The 17,440-nt window shown below is 42.3% G+C and carries 13 protein-coding genes and 1 pseudogene; 11 read left to right on the forward strand and 3 right to left on the reverse strand.

All coding sequences use genetic code 11. The annotated features are described in order from the left end of the window. Positions 1 to 49: 49 nt before the first annotated feature. Positions 50 to 487, reverse strand: coding sequence for a hypothetical protein (locus tag CO230_RS03460; protein ID WP_122027324.1), 438 nt, complete (start codon positions 485 to 487; stop codon positions 50 to 52). 169 nt (positions 488 to 656) lie between these two features. Here CO230_RS03460 and pepE point away from each other — a divergent pair, with 169 nt between their 5' ends. Further along, positions 657 to 1,349, forward strand: coding sequence for a dipeptidase PepE (gene pepE, locus CO230_RS03465; protein WP_122027325.1), 693 nt, complete (start codon positions 657 to 659; stop codon positions 1,347 to 1,349). Here the strand turns inward: pepE and CO230_RS03470 are convergent. Beyond that, positions 1,339 to 1,758: an acyl-CoA thioesterase gene (locus tag CO230_RS03470; protein ID WP_122027326.1), complete on the reverse strand. Its 420-nt coding sequence runs from the start codon at positions 1,756 to 1,758 to the stop codon at positions 1,339 to 1,341. The two genes, pepE and CO230_RS03470, sit on opposite strands and share 11 nt — an antisense overlap. 135 nt (positions 1,759 to 1,893) lie before the next feature. On the opposite strand from CO230_RS03470, the gene dnaA reads away from it, so the two are divergent. From dnaA to CO230_RS03490, 4 genes are all read left to right on the forward strand, one after another. Then, positions 1,894 to 3,351 (forward strand): chromosomal replication initiator protein DnaA, encoded by a 1,458-nt coding sequence (gene dnaA / locus CO230_RS03475; protein ID WP_122027327.1) that lies wholly within the window; start codon positions 1,894 to 1,896, stop codon positions 3,349 to 3,351. 66 nt (positions 3,352 to 3,417) lie between these two features. Next, on the forward strand, positions 3,418 to 3,876 hold the full coding sequence (locus CO230_RS03480; RefSeq protein WP_122027328.1) for a low molecular weight protein-tyrosine-phosphatase: 459 nt from the start codon (positions 3,418 to 3,420) through the stop codon (positions 3,874 to 3,876). 9 nt (positions 3,877 to 3,885) lie between these two features. Then, entirely contained in the window at positions 3,886 to 4,584 is a 699-nt protein-coding gene (locus CO230_RS03485; RefSeq protein WP_122027329.1) for an SAM-dependent methyltransferase, read from the forward strand. A 66-nt stretch (positions 4,585 to 4,650) separates the two neighbouring features. Further along, on the forward strand, positions 4,651 to 5,028 hold the full coding sequence (locus tag CO230_RS03490) for a hypothetical protein (protein ID WP_122027330.1): 378 nt from the start codon (positions 4,651 to 4,653) through the stop codon (positions 5,026 to 5,028). A gap of 33 nt (positions 5,029 to 5,061) precedes the next feature. On the opposite strand, the pseudogene metG reads toward CO230_RS03490, so the two are convergent. Beyond that, positions 5,062 to 7,100: pseudogene (gene metG / locus CO230_RS03495) on the reverse strand (methionine--tRNA ligase). A 354-nt stretch (positions 7,101 to 7,454) separates the two neighbouring features. On the opposite strand from metG, the gene CO230_RS03500 reads away from it, so the two are divergent. The 6 genes from CO230_RS03500 (at position 7,455) to CO230_RS03525 (ending at position 17,317) form a co-directional block, all read left to right on the forward strand. Then, positions 7,455 to 10,196 carry a SusC/RagA family TonB-linked outer membrane protein gene (locus tag CO230_RS03500; RefSeq protein WP_122027331.1) on the forward strand — a complete coding sequence of 914 codons (2,742 nt, stop codon included), beginning with the start codon at positions 7,455 to 7,457 and terminating at the stop codon, positions 10,194 to 10,196. A gap of 11 nt (positions 10,197 to 10,207) precedes the next feature. After that, positions 10,208 to 11,773 (forward strand): RagB/SusD family nutrient uptake outer membrane protein, encoded by a 1,566-nt coding sequence (locus CO230_RS03505; protein WP_122027332.1) that lies wholly within the window; start codon positions 10,208 to 10,210, stop codon positions 11,771 to 11,773. Positions 11,774 to 11,788: 15 nt separating this feature from the next. Continuing rightward, a complete protein-coding gene (locus CO230_RS03510) occupies positions 11,789 to 12,880 on the forward strand; it encodes a SusE domain-containing protein (protein WP_122027333.1) in 1,092 nt (363 codons plus the stop codon). A 29-nt stretch (positions 12,881 to 12,909) separates the two neighbouring features. Continuing rightward, positions 12,910 to 14,340: a SusE domain-containing protein gene (locus CO230_RS03515; RefSeq protein WP_162989968.1), complete on the forward strand. Its 1,431-nt coding sequence runs from the start codon at positions 12,910 to 12,912 to the stop codon at positions 14,338 to 14,340. 138 nt (positions 14,341 to 14,478) lie between these two features. Beyond that, positions 14,479 to 16,635 (forward strand): glycoside hydrolase family 97 protein, encoded by a 2,157-nt coding sequence (locus tag CO230_RS03520; protein WP_122027335.1) that lies wholly within the window; start codon positions 14,479 to 14,481, stop codon positions 16,633 to 16,635. A gap of 139 nt (positions 16,636 to 16,774) precedes the next feature. Further along, positions 16,775 to 17,317 carry a transposase gene (locus tag CO230_RS03525; RefSeq protein ID WP_228438175.1) on the forward strand — a complete coding sequence of 181 codons (543 nt, stop codon included), beginning with the start codon at positions 16,775 to 16,777 and terminating at the stop codon, positions 17,315 to 17,317. Positions 17,318 to 17,440 lie beyond the last annotated feature (123 nt).

The following is a 17,440-nucleotide window of genomic DNA, read 5'->3' on the forward strand; positions in this document are numbered from 1 at the left end:
GTGCTGTAAAATAGCACGGACTTCCTGATTATGAAAAAAACTTGATATCTTAAGCTTTCACCTCAGCTGTGATCCCCTGGCTGATGCTGCCATTTGATACGGAGATAGCTGGCATGGCGTAGATGTGGGATTTTGCGCGAAGCTCCACGATTTTTTTGATGTATTCCAAATCTTTGGCTTCATCAATCGTCATGTCTTTAAACTCGTACATTTTCACGACTTCATTTTTCTCGAAAGAATCTTTTACGTTATTAAATTCCTCTTCAGAGCGCACTTCCACGCTGGTAATAAGTTTGTCATTTTCCGGATTGGTTTGGGGAGATTTTATTCCAAGAAACTGCTTCCAGAGATTCTGTTTCCTAGCTGCTTGCTGTTGGGTTTTGTAAATAATATAATCCTCATTCCTGATGCCAGATTCTTCTAATGATTCTGATACTTGTTTTGCGATTTCCTGGCTTTTAAACAAGCCAACAACGGTATATTTCATCTTAAAAAGTGTTTTGTTATAAATTTCGTTGCAAAGATATTTAAATTTGTGTTGAAAAATGTTAAAATATTATTTAATTGCTTATAATTGACAAAAATAATCTTTTAAAATTATTAATTTCGCAGTGTGTTCCTTGCGCGGAAGTTTCAAGAAATAATATCTTCGCATCATGAATATCCTGCTTGCATCTACCTCTACCTTATATGGTGGGAATTATTTAGACTATCTTACGGAGGAAATAAAAGTATTATTTCATGGCTGTAGAGAAATCATTTTCATTCCGTTTGCACGCCCCGGAGGCATTTCGCATGAAGAATATACCCGAAAAGCACAACATTTTTTCGCGGGAATCGGCATACAGGTAAAAGGACTTCAGGGGTTTGAAGATCCAAAATCGGCCATCGAAGCTGCACACGGCTACTTTACAGGAGGAGGCAATACGTTTTTGTTGGTAAAAACCCTGCACGAATTAGGGTTGATGCAGCTTTTAGGAGATCAAGTATGCCAGGGGAAACCTTATCTGGGTTGCAGTGCTGGCTCTAATATCGGCGGGATAAACATGAAAACGACCAATGATATGCCGATTGTATATCCGCCAAGTTTTGATTGTATGGGCTTGGTCCCCTTTAACATCAATCCGCATTATCTGGATCCCAATCCCGAACTGAAACATAATGGCGAAACCCGCGAAACCCGCATTTTAGAATTTCTCACGCAAAATAACCTCAAAGTCATCGGCCTGCGCGAAGGGAACTGGATTCGACGAAAAGGACAGCAAATAACAGTGGAAGGCGCTAATCTCACCCGCATCTTCGAGCAGGGAAGAGCGCCTTATGAGGTAGCGCCAGGGACTATTTTGTAGCCGGTTGCCAGTGTCGCTCCAGAAGTTGCTGTAAAAACAGTGGGCATTTTACCACTTTTTGCGTGTTGGCATCCAGAAAAAAGAGTGTCGTGCTGGCCTCGGTAATCTTCTTTTTTTCGCTGTTGAATATTTCATATTCGAATACAATTCTTACGCCCGGCATTTCCTTAATCCGCGTATGGATTTCCAGAAGTTCGTCATAGAAAGCAGGTTTCAGATATTTGATATGATACTCGGAAACTGGCAGCCAAATTCCGCGGTTTTCAATGTCATTATAAGGCATCCCCAACTGCCGGAAGAGTTCTACACGCGCCACTTCCAGGTATTCGGCATAGTTGCCATAGTAAACATATTTCATCGCGTCGGTTTCACCATAACGAACACGTAATGAGTGTGTTGTGTGTATCATTTTAAGTCTTAAATCAATCATACAAATATATTTCTTAATAACCAATAGGACAAGAATTTTTTTTTGAGGATTAAATATGAGATATTTGTCTTCCCGTAAAATCTAACCGCCCCGGCTACAAATTGCAGAACAGAAATGAATGAAAATTTAACACTTATTTGGGATAGATGTCTTCAGTTCATGAGGGATAACCTTAATGCGGCTGAGGATCATTCTGACCTTAAGAAACTCGAAAATTCTTTTGATTTGCTTTTTGATAATGTGCGCCCGGTTTCACTTATAGAAAACAATCTTACCTTGTTGGTGCCAAGTGATTTTTACAAAGAATATATTGAGGACAATTACCTGTCGCTGCTTTCGGCCGCGCTGAAGAAAAATATCGGGAAAGGAGTGAAGTTATGGTATTCGGTGATGGAGAATAAGCCGACGGGTCAGGAACAGCCGATCACCATGAACATGAAGGGGAAAAACATCCCAACACCCAAAGTTCAGGAGAAAGTGGCCCCGGCTTTCACGGCAAACCTCATCAATCCGTTTGCAGCAGCCCCAGCGACACCAAAAGTAAACATCGACTCGAACCTGAAAGCCGATTTCTCTTTCGAAAACTACGTGGAAGGAGAAAGCAATAAATTTGCGGCCACCGTGGCACGTTCTATCGCGAAAAGACCTGGCGCTACGGCCTTTAACCCATTGTTTTTATATGGCGGCTATGGTGTCGGTAAAACGCATCTTGGCCATGCGGTAGGACTCGAGGTGAAAAACGCGCACCCCGATAAAGTGGTGTTATACCTTTCATCAGAAAAATTCATCCAGCAGTTTGTATCTGCGGCAAAGGCGAATAAACAGACAGAGTTTGCCAACTTTTACCAAATGGTGGACGTGCTGATCATTGATGATATCCAATTCCTTTCCGGTAAGAAATCTACGCAGGACAGCTTCTTCCATATCTTTGATTATCTGCATCAAAACGGAAAGCAAATCATCCTGACTTCCGATAAGGCACCAGTAGATATCCTTGATATTCAGGATCGTATCGTTTCGCGATTCAAATGGGGGCTTTCGGCGGAAATAAAATCCCCGGATTTCGATACACGCCGAAAGATCATCGTTGACAGACTGAGCCGCGATGGTATTGTACTCACCGAAGATATGCTTGATTTCCTGGCATCAGAAGTGAAGACCAACGTGCGCGAACTCATAGGCGTAATTAACTCGGTAATCGCGTATTCCACGATCTATAAATCTGACCTGAGCCTGGATCTGCTGAAAGAAACCATCAATAAAATCGCGGCTAATCAGAAAAAAGTCATTAACATCCCTTACATACAAGAGGTGGTGTGCGACTATTTCGGGATCAAGCGCGAGCAGTTGCTCTCACGGACAAGAAAAAGAGAAATCGCGCTGCCACGACAACTTGCCATGTATTTCTCTAAAGAACTTACCAATGCCACTTTCGCTAAGATAGGCGAGGAGACCGGTGGTAAAGACCATTCGACCGTGATGTATGCCTGCGAAACCATCAAAGATGTTTCTAAAATTGACAAAGAGTTGAAAAAATACGTGAAAGAAATCGGAGACCGAATAAAACAATAGAATAAAATTTACAGAATGAAGGATAGTGATATTCTTCATTTTTTATTAAAACCAACATCATCACTTATGAAAATACTGGTTGTCTGTTTAGGGAATATTTGTCGCAGCCCGCTGGCAGAGGGAATCTTAAAGTCGAAACTGCCGGAAGGTTTCGTTATAGATTCAGCCGGAACGATCTCTTTGCACGAAGGTGAAAATCCGGATAAACGTGCAACCTCAATCGCAAAAAAACACGGGATTGATATTTCCAAACAGCGCTCAAGGCCAATTACCACTGAGGATTTTGAATATTTCGACAGGATTTATTGTATGGATCTAAGCGTTCTCGAGGACGTAATTTCTTTGGCTAAGAATGACGAACAGCGTGCGAAGGTTTCTTTATTTTTAGAAGAAGCCGGAATAGAAGGGAATAATTACGAAGTGTTTGATCCGTACTGGAGTGAGATGGATGGTTTTGAGAAGGTGTATCAACTACTGGATGACGCTTCGGAAGCCATCAAAATTAAACTCACTTCAAATTCCTAAAAGATTACCATGCTATTTTTAATTCCAGCCTATCTTTCAGAAAATTCCCCCATTGGATATTTCGCGCCCGCCATCAAAGAATACATCTTAAAAACCGACTATTTCTTTGTTGAAAATGAAAAAACCGCACGGAAAGTCATCAAGTTTTTTGCTCCCGAAAAAAAGCAGGCTGATCTGAAACTGTTTTTGCTCGATAAATATTCTGAAAATGCAGATTTAAATGAAGCCCAAACATTAATGAAAAGCGGTCAGGACTTCGGTTTGCTTTCCGAAGCGGGATTGCCGTGCATCGCCGATCCCGGAAATCTGATGGTAAAATGGTGCCATGAAAATTCGATAAAAGTAGTGCTAGTCAACGGGCCGTCCTCTATCATTCTGGCCTTGATCGGTAGTGGTTTTAATGGTCAGGAATTCACTTTCCATGGCTATTTGCCAATCGATAAATCCGAGAAAAAATCAAAAATCCAATGGCTTGAATCTCAAGTACAAAAAACCGGTTATTCGCAGATTTTTATGGAAACCCCTTACCGCAATAACCAACTTTTCGAAGATTTGTGCAAGTTTCTTTCGCCACAGACTAAGCTTTGCATTGCGGCAAATATCAATGATCCGAAAGAAGAATTTATAAAGACTTTGAGCATTAAAGACTGGCAGAAAAACAAACCGGAACTCCATAAAATCCCGGCTGTTTTCGTGCTCGGAAAATAGTTTTAACATCTGTTAACGGCGGCTTTGCATCAATCTTGTAACTGTAGCTTTTAAAAATAAACAGTTATGCAGAACAAGAAATCAGCGGGCGTGTGGCTCGACCAAACTCAGGCGTTTATAGCAAAAAATCATGACGGGCGTGAAGTTTCCGACTTCCATCTTGTAGATTCCGTCACGGCGGTGATTCAGCAGGGAAACTCCGATGAACATACCGGAAATAACGCCGAGATCACGAACAGACATAAGTTTTTCAAAAACATTCTAGATAACTTGACGAATACCGAAGAACTTTTCCTTACCGGAACCGGTACCATTCAGGAAGAGTTCAAAAGTTATCTTCTTGATACTCCACAGTTTAAAAATGTGAATGTTTCACTTGGCGTTTCGCAGCAAATGAGCGAGGAACAGGTGCTAGAGGAAGTAAAGAAACACTTTGGAGCATAAAAAATGGCGCTTGTGAGAAGCGCCATTTATATTTTATCCGATCTCTATTCCGTTTTCAACATTGCGGTCGTCCGGCGTTACGAAAGATAGTTTGCCGTCCGGTTTTGTTGTTAAAAGCAGCATTCCCTGTGATTCGATCCCACGGATTTTTCTTGGGGCAAGATTCAGCAGGATCATCACCTGCTTCCCAATCACTTCCTCGGGCGTGAAACTTTCTGCGATTCCCGAAACTACAGTTCTTACATCAACGCCTGTATCTACCGTCAGTTTCAAAAGTTTATCGGCTTTTTCTACTTTTTCAGCTTCTAAAATCGTGGCTGTTCTCAGGTCGATCTTCGTAAAATCCTCAAATGTGATCTGCTCTTTCATAGGGTTGGCTTTAGGGTTTGTTTTTTTATTGTTCTGCTTGGTGTTTTCAAGCTTCTGGATCTGTGCTTCAATGACGTCATCCTCAATTTTTGAGAACAGCAGCGAAGCTTCGTTGATTTGATGACCGGTTTCAATTAAAACAGCATGGGTCTCAATAACCTTCCACTCCGTTTTTTGTACATTGAACATATTCAATAGTTTTTCGGAACTGAAAGGCATGAAAGGCTCACACAACTGTGCCAGCGCTACCGCAATCTGTGCGCCTACAAACAGGGACTGTGCGGCTTTTTCCGGATTTTCTTTGATGGTTTTCCACGGTTCTTCGGTCTGAAGATACTGGTTTCCGAAACGGGCTAAATTCATTAATGCAGATAAAGAATTCCGGAATTCATAATTCTCCAGAAAGCCTGAGATTTCTTTCGCCGCTTTGTTGATTTCTGCCAGTTCAGGCGCGTTTACATCACCTTTAGGGATTATTCCATCATAATATTTATGGATTAAAACTGCCACTCTGTTGATGAAGTTCCCGAAAATCCCCACCAGTTCTGAGTTGTTTTTGGTCTGGAAATCTTTCCATGTAAAATTGTTGTCCTTGGTTTCCGGTGCGGATGAAAGCAGCGTGTAGCGTAGAACATCCTGCTGGCCCGGGAATTCTTCCACATATTCATGCGCCCAAACGGCCCAGTTTCGTGAAGTGGAAATCTTGTCGTTCTCCAAATTTAAAAATTCAAAAGCAGGCACGTTTGTTGGCATGATGTAACCTCCGTGTGCCTTCATCATCGCCGGGAAAATAATGCAGTGGAAAACGATGTTGTCTTTCCCGATAAAATGAACCAAATCGGACTGTTCGCTTTGCCAGTAATCTTTCCAGTCTTTTCCGTTTTTCTCTGCCCATTCTTTGGTAAAAGAAATATATCCGATTGGGGCATCAAACCATACATAGAGCACTTTTCCTTCCGCATTTGGCAACGGCACGGGCACGCCCCAGTTGAGGTCGCGTGTCATCGCCCTAGGTTTTAACCCATCATTGAGCCATGATTTTACCTGTCCGTACACGTTGGGTTTCCAGTCGTCTTTATGGCCTTCGATAATCCATTCGTTCAGGAAATTTTCATAATCATTTAAAGGAAGGTACCAGTTTTTGGTTTCTTTCAAAACGGGAACATTTCCGCTGAGCATGGATTTTGGATTGATCAGTTCCGATGGCGAAAGGGTAGAGCCGCATTTTTCGCACTGGTCACCGTAAGCGTTATCGTTGCTGCAGTTCGGGCAGGTGCCTACGATATAGCGGTCCGCAAGGAATTCACCGGCCTGTTGGTCGTAATATTGTTCAGAAATCTCCTCGGTGAATTTCCCATTTTCGTACAATACTTTAAAGAAATCCTGGCTGGTCTCATAATGCTTCTGCGAGGTGGTCCTGGAATATTCATCAAAAGAAATCCCCAGATCCGAAAATGATTTTTTAATGATTTCATGATATTTATCAACAATATCCTGTGGCGTCACGCCTTCCTTTTTCGCGCGATGGTGATTGGGATACCGTGCTCATCTGATCCGCAGATGAATGCGACATCCTTCCCTAATCTTCGCTGAAATCTTGCGTAAACATCCGCCGGAATATACACACCGGCTAAATGGCCTATATGAACAGGGCCGTTCGCGTAAGGCAGCGCGGCGGTAATCATTTTTTTGTTTGATATCATTTATTTATTGCTGATTTTTTGCAAAGATACAGTATTCACCTTTTTTCTGTAAGTATAGAGGTCTCAAATTAATAAAATGGCAATTAAAATCTTACATTTTCAATAATTAACAATGAAATGAGTTAAACAAGCGTTTAATTTTAAGCTAAATTATTATCGTCTCAAAACGAGATATTGGATAGTTAATATACAGATAATCAATGATATATCATTTATATCCGCTTCTAATATATGATAAATCTCAGAATAAATCAACAATAATAAGCAATCTTTAAAAAATCTTAAAATTTTGTTTAAATTGCATCACTTCTCAGGAAGTTTGTACGTGAATATTAATCCTAAAATTTAATTTTTGTGAGAAACTATAGTAAAGTTTTGAAAATCGCGCCGGCATTTTTATTGGCCGGAACGATGCTGCAGGCACAAACGGCTGATTCCATAAAAACCGCCGATATTGAGCAGGTTGTATTGATTGGGTACGGTAAGCAGAAACGGGAAGATCTTACAGGTTCTATCACTTCACTTAGTGTTAAAGACTTCAATACCGGTTCTACATCGCCAGATCAGTTGATCCAGGGTAAAGCCCCTGGTGTTACCATTACCGGAAACGGCGGTAATCCTGGTGCTGGATCTACGATCAGGATCCGAGGTGGGGCGTCTCTTACGGCAAGTAATGACCCACTGATTGTAATTGACGGGATCCCGATGGATTATAGCGGTGTAGCTGGTGCCGCGAACGCATTAGCACTCATCAATCCGAACGATATTGAGTCCTTCAGTGTGCTGAAAGATGCTTCTTCTGCCGCTATATACGGTAACCGTGCCTCGAATGGGGTAATACTGATTACTACAAAGAAAGGAAGTGCCGGTAGACTGAAAGTGGATTTTTCAACAATGGCTTCTGTTTCCACAAGAATGGGCGACCAGAAAGTTTTAGGGGCTGATGAATTCCGTGAGTATGTACAAGCCAATGCAACACAGCAAAAGTATATTGACCTTTTGGGTACAGCCAATACCAACTGGCAAGACCTGATCTATCAGGATGCTTGGGGTACCGACAATAATGTGGCCATCTCCGGAGGTATTAAAGGTTTGCCTTATCGGCTTTCATTAGGGTATAATGAGCAGAACGGTCTGGTGAAAACCAATGAATTCAGAAGGACTTCTGCCGCTTTGAACCTAAGCCCGAGATTCTTTGACCGTCATTTGACTGTTAATGCCAACTTCAAAGGTTCGATGACAGAGAACCGTTTCAACGCAGGCGTGATTGGTGCCGCACAGTTGATGGATCCTACACAGTCGGTGTACGACTATTCTGCCCAAGGAAACAGAGTGGGCAATTACTGGGAGTGGTTTTTACCTGCGGGTGGACTTAATGTTAACGCGACCGCCAACCCACTGGCTTCACTGGAAGGCCGCCGCGATGTATCCACCGTGTTCCGTGGGATTGCCAATATTCAGTTAGACTATAAAGTGCATTTTCTGCCAGACCTTCGGTTTAATGTAAACGCTGGGTACGACTACCAGAAAGGTACCGGCGCCGTAACCGAATATCCGGGATACCGCGCTACGCTCTTCAACCTTGGTACACGCAGAGATTACATACAGGAAAAAACCAACCAGCTTCTTGAAACTTATTTCAACTACGTAACAGATGTTGAAGCTATTGATACAAAACTTGATTTAATCGCAGGTTACTCTTACCAAAAGTTTAATGATTATTTACCCGGATCATTCACTTATAACACAAATCCTTCTTACAACGCTACAGAACCTAGCCGCGATTATGAAGGGAATCTTGTGCTATTGAGTTTCTATGGTAGGGGTATTTTCACTATTGCAGATAAATACATCCTTAACGGATCGGTAAGAAGAGATGCTTCCTCAAGATTCTATAATGGGATTGATCTTAAAAACAACTGGGGAACCTTCTTTGCAGCCTCTGCGGCCTGGAAAATTAAGAACGAAGACTTCCTGAAAGAATCCAACGTGTTCTCTGATTTAAAACTGCGTGCAGGCTGGGGAGAGACCGGACAGCAGGAAGTAGGTGGATATTATAACTCCTTTGCCTCTTACAATATTTCTGAAGCGACTGCACAATACGGTTTTGGTGACCAGTTCTACTTCATGTACCGCCCAACGCAGTATAATGACAGATTGACCTGGGAAACCACGGCTACTATCAACGCAGGTCTGGATTTCGGTTTCTTGAATAACAGAATTACAGGTTCCATCGACTGGTTCAAGAAGAATACCCGAAACCTACAGGCAAGAGTACAGGTGCCAGCAGGGGAATTCAGTAACACCAATATCAAAAACATTGGTAAGATGGAGACGGATGGTATAGAGTTCCTGATTAATGTAGTCCCCGTGAAAACCGAGAACTTCAGTTGGGATTTCAGTTTCAACGCTGCACACTACAACCCTGAGATTACAGAATTTACAGACGTAGCCCAAGGGTACATCATCCGCCAGGGTGGGATCTCTGGTGGTACCGGTAATACAGTGCAGGCACATACGGTAGGTAATACGCCGTTCAGTTTCTGGGTGTATCAGCAGGTATATGACAACGCAGGTAAACCTTTAGAAGGTGTTTATGTAGATAGAAATGGCGACGGTATAATTACAGAAGATGATAAATATCTGTATAAATCTACCACACCAGATGCTACGTTTGGTTTCTCTACCAAGTTTGCGTACAAAAATTGGGATTTCTCCACTTCATTACGTGCTGTAATAGGTAATTATGTGTATAATAACTTCGCGTCACAATCCAACGTGCAAAGTATCGCCACCAATGATTATTTGATGAATATCTCAAGCGTAGCCGCCAGTTATGGTTTCAAAAACGTTCAGTACTGGAGTGATATCTTCGTTGAAGACGCCTCTTTCCTTAGGATGGATAATTTGACGCTCGGGTACAACTTTGGCGATGTCTTCAACACAGGCAGCAACCTGCGGGTGTATGGTATGGCACAGAATGTATTCGTAATCAGCGATTATTCGGGGGTAGATCCTGAAATATTCGGGAATATAGATAATGGGTTCTACCAAAGACCCAAAGTATATTCATTAGGATTAAACTTTCAATTTTAATATTTAGAAAAATGAAAAATTTCAGAATAACAAAAAATACAATAACCGCCGCCATACTAGGCCTCACGCTTACCGTGACATCCTGTGTAGAGGACCTTCGACAGGAGCCAATTACCGAAGTTACGGCAGCAAGTTTATATAAAGATTTTGGTAACTATAAAAACCTGTTGGCAAAACTATATGGTGGCCTTGCCTTAGGTGGGCAGTCCGGTGGTGATGGGAATGGTGATATTGCTGATATCGACGGTGGTGCATCTATCTACACCCGTTTGCTCTACACCATGCAGGTGATTACCACAGATGAGGCCGTAAACGGTTGGAATGACGGTTCACTGCACGAGTTCCATAAAATGATCTGGACTCCGGCAAACGAATTCAATAACGCCATGTATTACAGACTCTATACAGAAATTGCTTACTGTAACGAGTTTATTAAAAATACCACCGACGAAAAACTGAACCAGAACGGGATCAGCGGGGATAACCTGAATGAAGCCAAAGCGATGAGAGCTGAGGCAAAATTCCTGCGGGCACAGGCCTATTATCACCTGCTTGATCTGTACGGAAACGTACCTTTCGTAGATGAAACCACCATCGGTACAGTACCACAGCAGATGAAACGTGCAGAATTGTTCACGTATGTGGAAAACCAATTAAAAGAAGCCGAAGCAGAACTGAAAGCACCGAAAATGAATGAATACGGGCGTCTCGATAAAGCGGCTGCCTGGAGTCTTTTGGCAAGATTGTATCTGAATGCGAAAGTTTACAATGGTACAGAAAGAAACGCGGATGTAATTGCTAACTGCGAAAAAGTTATCAATGCAGGTTACAGCCTGAAACCGGACTATGCCAGCCTTTTCCTCGCGGATAATCACATCGCTAACCCTGAAAATATTTTCTCGGTAGTATATGACGGGCAAAAAACACAAACCAATGGTGGTACCACTTATCTGGTACATGCTGCGATTGGCGGTACAATGAAAGCTGCTGATTTTGGTGTAAACGGTGGCTGGGGCGGTCTTAGAACAACTAAAGCCTTCGTGCAGAAATTTGAGGCCAATGATAAGAGAGGTCGTTTCCATACAGATGGGCAGACTTTGGAAATCAATGACCTTGCAAACTTTAATGACGGTTATGCCTTCATTAAATACAAAAACATCAAAAGTGACGGTTCTGCAGGGATCCACGAAAACTGGGTAGAAACAGACCTGCCACTTTACCGTTTGGCGGATATCTACCTAATGTATGCAGAAGCTACGCTGCGTGGCGGTGGTGGTAATATGGCGACAGCGCTTAACTATGTAAACGCACTCCGTACAAGAGCCGGCGCCTCTATAATCTCTAATCTTACACTCGATTTTATACTTGATGAAAGATCAAGAGAGTTGTCTTGGGAAATGACCCGCAGAACAGACCTTATCCGTTTCGGGAAATTCACCTCATCAGCTTACTTGTGGCCTTGGAAAGGGAATGTAAAAGAAGGAACTTCAGTACCGGAATACCGTAACCTGTTCCCAATCCCTAACAACGACCTTGTGGTAAACCCAAATTTGGTACAGAATCCTGGTTATAATTAATAATATATTACAACAATGAAAAATATCATATTCAAAAGGCTGTTTTTTGCACTGGTAATGATCCTAGGGCTGGCATCGTGCGAAGACCGCGAACTTATCACCCTAGAGAACGGCGCCGCGCCCATCCTGATGGATCTGTCGAAGGATAATCTTATTCTTGATGAGAACTTCCCAGGTAACCCGGCACTTACCGTTACCTGGCAGGCAGCCGAATTCAATGTGCCCGTAGAAGCTAAATATTCAGTGGAGATCAGCAGTGACCAAGCTTTTACCAATCCTTATCAAATCGCGCAGACTTCAAAATCCGAAACTACGGTATCTTTTACACAGCTACAGATGAATGAAGCGGCGAAAAGGGTAGGACTGGTGCCATATGCAAGCCAGAAGCTCTACTTCCGTGTAAGCTCTTTTGTAGGGACAGATGATCTTCAGCAATATTCTAACATCACAAGTATCAACATCACGCCATATCTGGCGAGCCCAACGTATGATTATGTGGATCTTTACTTGGTTGGTAATGCTACAGCGGGTGGCTGGGATAATTTGGCCACCAACGGAAATCTTCTTCCTTTGCTTAAAACTAAAGATGCCAATGTATATACCTTCACAGGACTGTTCAAAGAGGGTGGCTTTAAAGTGATTAAAGAAAAAGGATCTTGGGCTGCACAGTACGGTTTAGGTGCTGCTGAAGGGTTATTGAGTACTGACGGCGGTTCTGGGGATATAAAAGTTCTTACGGAAGGATATTACAAATTAACGATTGATATTGCAGCTTTAACTTATACGATGGAGCCGGTAACTGCACCTACCACAACGTATAATAATGTGTCTATCATCGGTTCAGTTAAAGGTAACTGGGATACTGATGTTCAGCTTACAAAATCTACCTTTGATCCGCATCTTTGGACGATTAAAAATGTAGTGCTTGGCGCAGGTGAATTTAAATTCCGTGCGAATAATGCATGGGATGTAAGTTGGGGAACTAACGCTGAATTCTTCGGAGTTGCTGTACAGGGCGGAGCGAACATTCCTCTATCTGCAGAATGGACTTATGATGTTTATTTTAACGATGCCACAGGCGCTTATACCGTTATTCCGGTGAAATAAGCAGGCACACCCTTAATTTAATGAATCTTATGAAAAATATATTTAAAATTCTAGTGGTGCTCGTCTTGCCGTTATTATTGCTGAGTGCATGTAGAAATGAGGCAGACAGAGACTGGACGACGCCAGAAGCGTCCTTCAAACTTCAGGAAACAAACCCGGGAGCGGCCGTACTGTATCCAACAATGGCCAATAATCCTTATATCCTTACCTGGAGCAAGGTGGAAGGTGTAAGTAGCTATTCCGTAGTGGTTTCCGCCAAGGAAGATTTCGCTACAAAATCAGTACTGGGAACTTCCGATACCAATACCCTTAAAACCAATATCGCAACCCTCAATACAGCGATGTTACAGGCGGGTGTCAACCCTTACGCGCCTCAGACGGTTTATGTAAGAGTAGAAGCAGGTACAGCGGTATCTAATACAATTTCATTCACCGTAACGCCTTATCCGGTAGCGGTGCCGGTGATTACCAATCCTACGGCAGGCCAAACCATCGTGCTTGACGCTGCCAATCCACTGGCAACGGCAGCTACCGTAAAATGGACGGATTACAGCTATGGCGTAAATGTAAATTACACCGTAGAAATCGCTAAAAAAGGAAGCGATAAATTCGTGACTACAGGAGCAACTGTTAACGATAAGCAACTTATCTGGACAAATTACGCGCTGAATGATGCCGCACTAAAAACCGGTCTTACTATTGGTGTAACCTCCGAGATGGATGTGCGTGTAACAGCCACTACAACTTCTACAGGCGGAACCATCAGCAAAGTATCAGAAATGGTGACATTCAAAGTGCTTCCTTATCAGCCTGCTTTCATTAATTTTCACATTGTTGGCAGTGCTACGGCAGCAGGTTGGAATGAAACTAAAGCACAGCTGCTTAAAAACACCAATGAAATCTCTGAAATCTATACATATCTGGAGCAGAACGGCGAGTTCCGTTTTCTTGGTCAGAAAGCCTGGAATCCTGATAATTACAGTCTAAATGCGGCGGGTATTAAAGATGAATACAAATATTTCAATGCTTGGTCTACTAATTTGGAACCTTCAGGTCCCGATAATATCAAATTCACCGGAAATTCAGGAATGTATAAAATTACCATTAACCAAAATTCCAGAAGCATTTCAGTAACTCCTTCCGCAATCCCAACAGTGCCTGCAAATGTATATTTGGTAGGATCACTGAACGGTTGGGATGCAGGTAATGCGTTAGAGATGATGTTGGTGGGTGACGGAGTATTTGAATATACCATCATAATCCCCGACGGTGCCGAATTCAAATTCATCGGCCAACAAGCTTGGGGCGATCTTGAATGGGCAGATCTAAAATCAGAGGGTGATACAGGTTATCTGGCTCCAAAAGGGTCTAATAATAACATCAAGTTTGACGGTGGCGGCGCCAATTATAAAATTACCGCTAACATCAAGTTGGGTATTTATACCATAACGCCACTATAAGTAAAAACAACTTATACAATTAATGAAAACTGTTGCTTCGGCAGCAGTTTTTTTTGTGGTTTTTAAGGTCAAAAGCATCCTTAAATTCATTGTGGTCAGGTATATTTTTCCTATTTTTAATGTTTGAAATTGATCTGTATGAAAAACTTGAAAATCTCCGCGTTATTCCTGTTGATGGGAAGTTTCGCGCTCAACGCACAAACCTTAAAATCTCCGGACGGCAACTTTGAAATGAATTTTTCCCTTAAGCAGGGTGTTCCTTTTTACCATTTAAAATTTAAAGGAAAAACGATAGTAGAGGATTCTAAGTTAGGCTTAAGGTTACTTCGCGATGGCGACATCCAGTTCGCCTCTGAAATCGAGAACAAAGACCAAAAAAGTTCCGATCTGAATAATGGTTTCACTAAAACAGTTGAGAAATTCGATTCGAAAAACGAAACCTGGGAGCCGATCATGGGCGAGAAAAAATCGTACATCAATCACTATAACGAATTGGCGGTAACTTTAAACCAAGAGGCTAATGACAGACATATTATTATTAAATTCCGTCTGTTTAATGATGGTCTGGGTTTCAGATATGAGTTCCCGGAGCAGAAAAACCTGAATTATTTCATCATCAAAGAAGAAGATTCCGAAATTGATCTTCCGACAGATATGAAAGCGTGGTGGCTCGCGGGAGATTACGATTCTCAGGAATACCAGACGCAAACCACCAATCTTTCCGAGATTCCGGCAAAATGGCCTACTTCCTACGACGGAAATGCCTCGCAGACTTTGATCAAAAATGCCGTTCAAACGCCTTTAATGCTTAAAAAAGAAGGCAAAGACCAGCTGTATGTGAATATTGCTGAGGCTGCTGTTATCAATTATCCGGCTTCCAATTTAGAGCTTGATGCGGCTAATTTTAAATTCAAAACCCACTTGACACCGGATGCGCAGGGAGCGAAAGGTTATATTCAAACTCCTGCAGTTTCGCCGTGGCGCACCATTATCGTTTCGCCAAAAGCCGAAGAGGTTTTGGATTCTAAAATGATTTTCAATCTTAACGAACCTACCCAGTACACGGACACTTCTTACATCAAGCCTACAAAATACATGGGTGTTTGGTGGGAAATGATTATCGGAAAATCGAACTGGTCATATTCTACCGCCACTAATGTCCACATCGGGAAAACCGATTTTTCTAAACTGACACCGAACGGAAAACACGCTGCAAACAATACAAAAGTGAAAGAATATATCGATTTCGCTTCGGCACACGGCTTCGATGCGCTGCTTATCGAAGGCTGGAACGTGGGTTGGGAAGACTGGTTCGGCCATAGCAAAGAATTTGTTTTCGATTTCATCACACCTTATCCCGATTTCGATATCAAAATGCTGAACGAGTACGCGCATTCAAAAGGCATGAAACTCATGATGCATCACGAAACTTCAGGCTCGGCCACCAACTATGAAAGATGGGCAGAGAAAGCTTTCCAGCTGATGAACAAATACGATTACCCGTCTGTAAAGACCGGTTACGTGGGGAATATTATTCCGCGTGGCGAGCATCATTACTCACAGTGGACGATCAATCATTATCTAAGAATCGCGGAGAAGGCCAATGAGTACAAAATCATGGTCAACTCTCACGAATCTGTTCGCCCAACCGGCTTGAGCAGAACCTACCCGAACTGGATCGCCGCTGAAGCTGCACGCGGAACGGAATTCGAAGCATTTGGCGGAAACAATCCGGATCATCAGACCATCCTTCCGTTCACCAGATTTATGGGTGGACCGATGGATTACACGCCCGGAATCTTCCAAACTAAGCTTGATTATTACTTCCCTGGTGACACACGTTTCGTAAAAACAACCTTGGCAAAACAGCTCGCACTTTATGTGGTGATGTATTCTCCGCTACAGATGGCGGCCGACTTGCCGGAAAACTACGCCAGACATCTGGATGCATTTCAGTTCATCAAGGACGTTGCCCTCGATTGGGATGACACGAAAATCCTTGCCGCAGAGCCGGGTGATTACATCCATACCGCCAGAAAAACCAAAGGTAAAGACGAGTGGTTTGTCGGCGGAATCACCGATGAAAACGCAAGGAATTACACCGTAGATTTCTCCTTCCTGCCAAAAGGCAAGAAGTACGAAGCGACGGTTTATGCCGACGGTGATGATGCCGATTACATCAACAATCCTCAGTCTTACAAGATTTACAAAAAAACCGTGACCAGCAAATCTAAACTTCCGATGAAGTTGGTGAGAAGCGGTGGTTACGCGATTTCTGTGAAGGCGGTGAAGTAGGCAACGTGAATAGTTAAACCTCATAGGTTTTCGAAACCTATGAGGTTTCATCAGTCAGCATTCCAATCGACATCAGATGAACGAGAGCAGATACAAAAATAGTTTCGACTTCAACGGAATCTTTCATGTGTACACACACGTGAACGGAAACGAGCTTGTTTTTCGTGAAGAAAAAAACTATGTTTTTTTTCTTGAAAAACTAAAGTCTTATCTGTTGCCGGTTTTGGATATTTACGCTTACTGTTTAATGCAAAATCACATTCACCTGTTGGTTGTCTTCAAAACAAAGTACGAGGTTTCTAAGAATCTGAATATAGAAACGGCAGATATGGACGGTGAAAAATCGCATCAGATGCTGATGAAACCTTTCAGTAATTTACTTAATTCTTATGCAAAAGCTTATAATAAAATGTATGGCCGACGGGGCGCACTGTTTTTAGATTATTTGAAGAGAATAAGAATAGATGACGAACAATATTTATTAAATACCTTCAAATATATTCATAGGAATCCTATCAGTCACGGTTTTGTGCGTGATGCAAGTGAATGGAAATTTTCATCTTATCGAAGCTATTTGCATCCTGAAACGGCATCGGCAGTAACGCGGGATTTTATGCTGAAATATTTTGACTCAACAGATGATTTTATCCAATTTCATAAGAACCCTGAACCTGAACCGTGACACCCTAGAAACCTCATAGGTTTTCGAAACCTATGAGTTTTAGCTCCAACCAGCCAACCAACAACCTACCATGAAAAAACTACTCTTACTATTTTCGCTATATATCAGCACGACGTAATCGCC

The sequence above is a fragment of the Chryseobacterium sp. 6424 genome, assembly GCF_003692615.1.
Lineage (GTDB): Bacteria > Bacteroidota > Bacteroidia > Flavobacteriales > Weeksellaceae > Kaistella.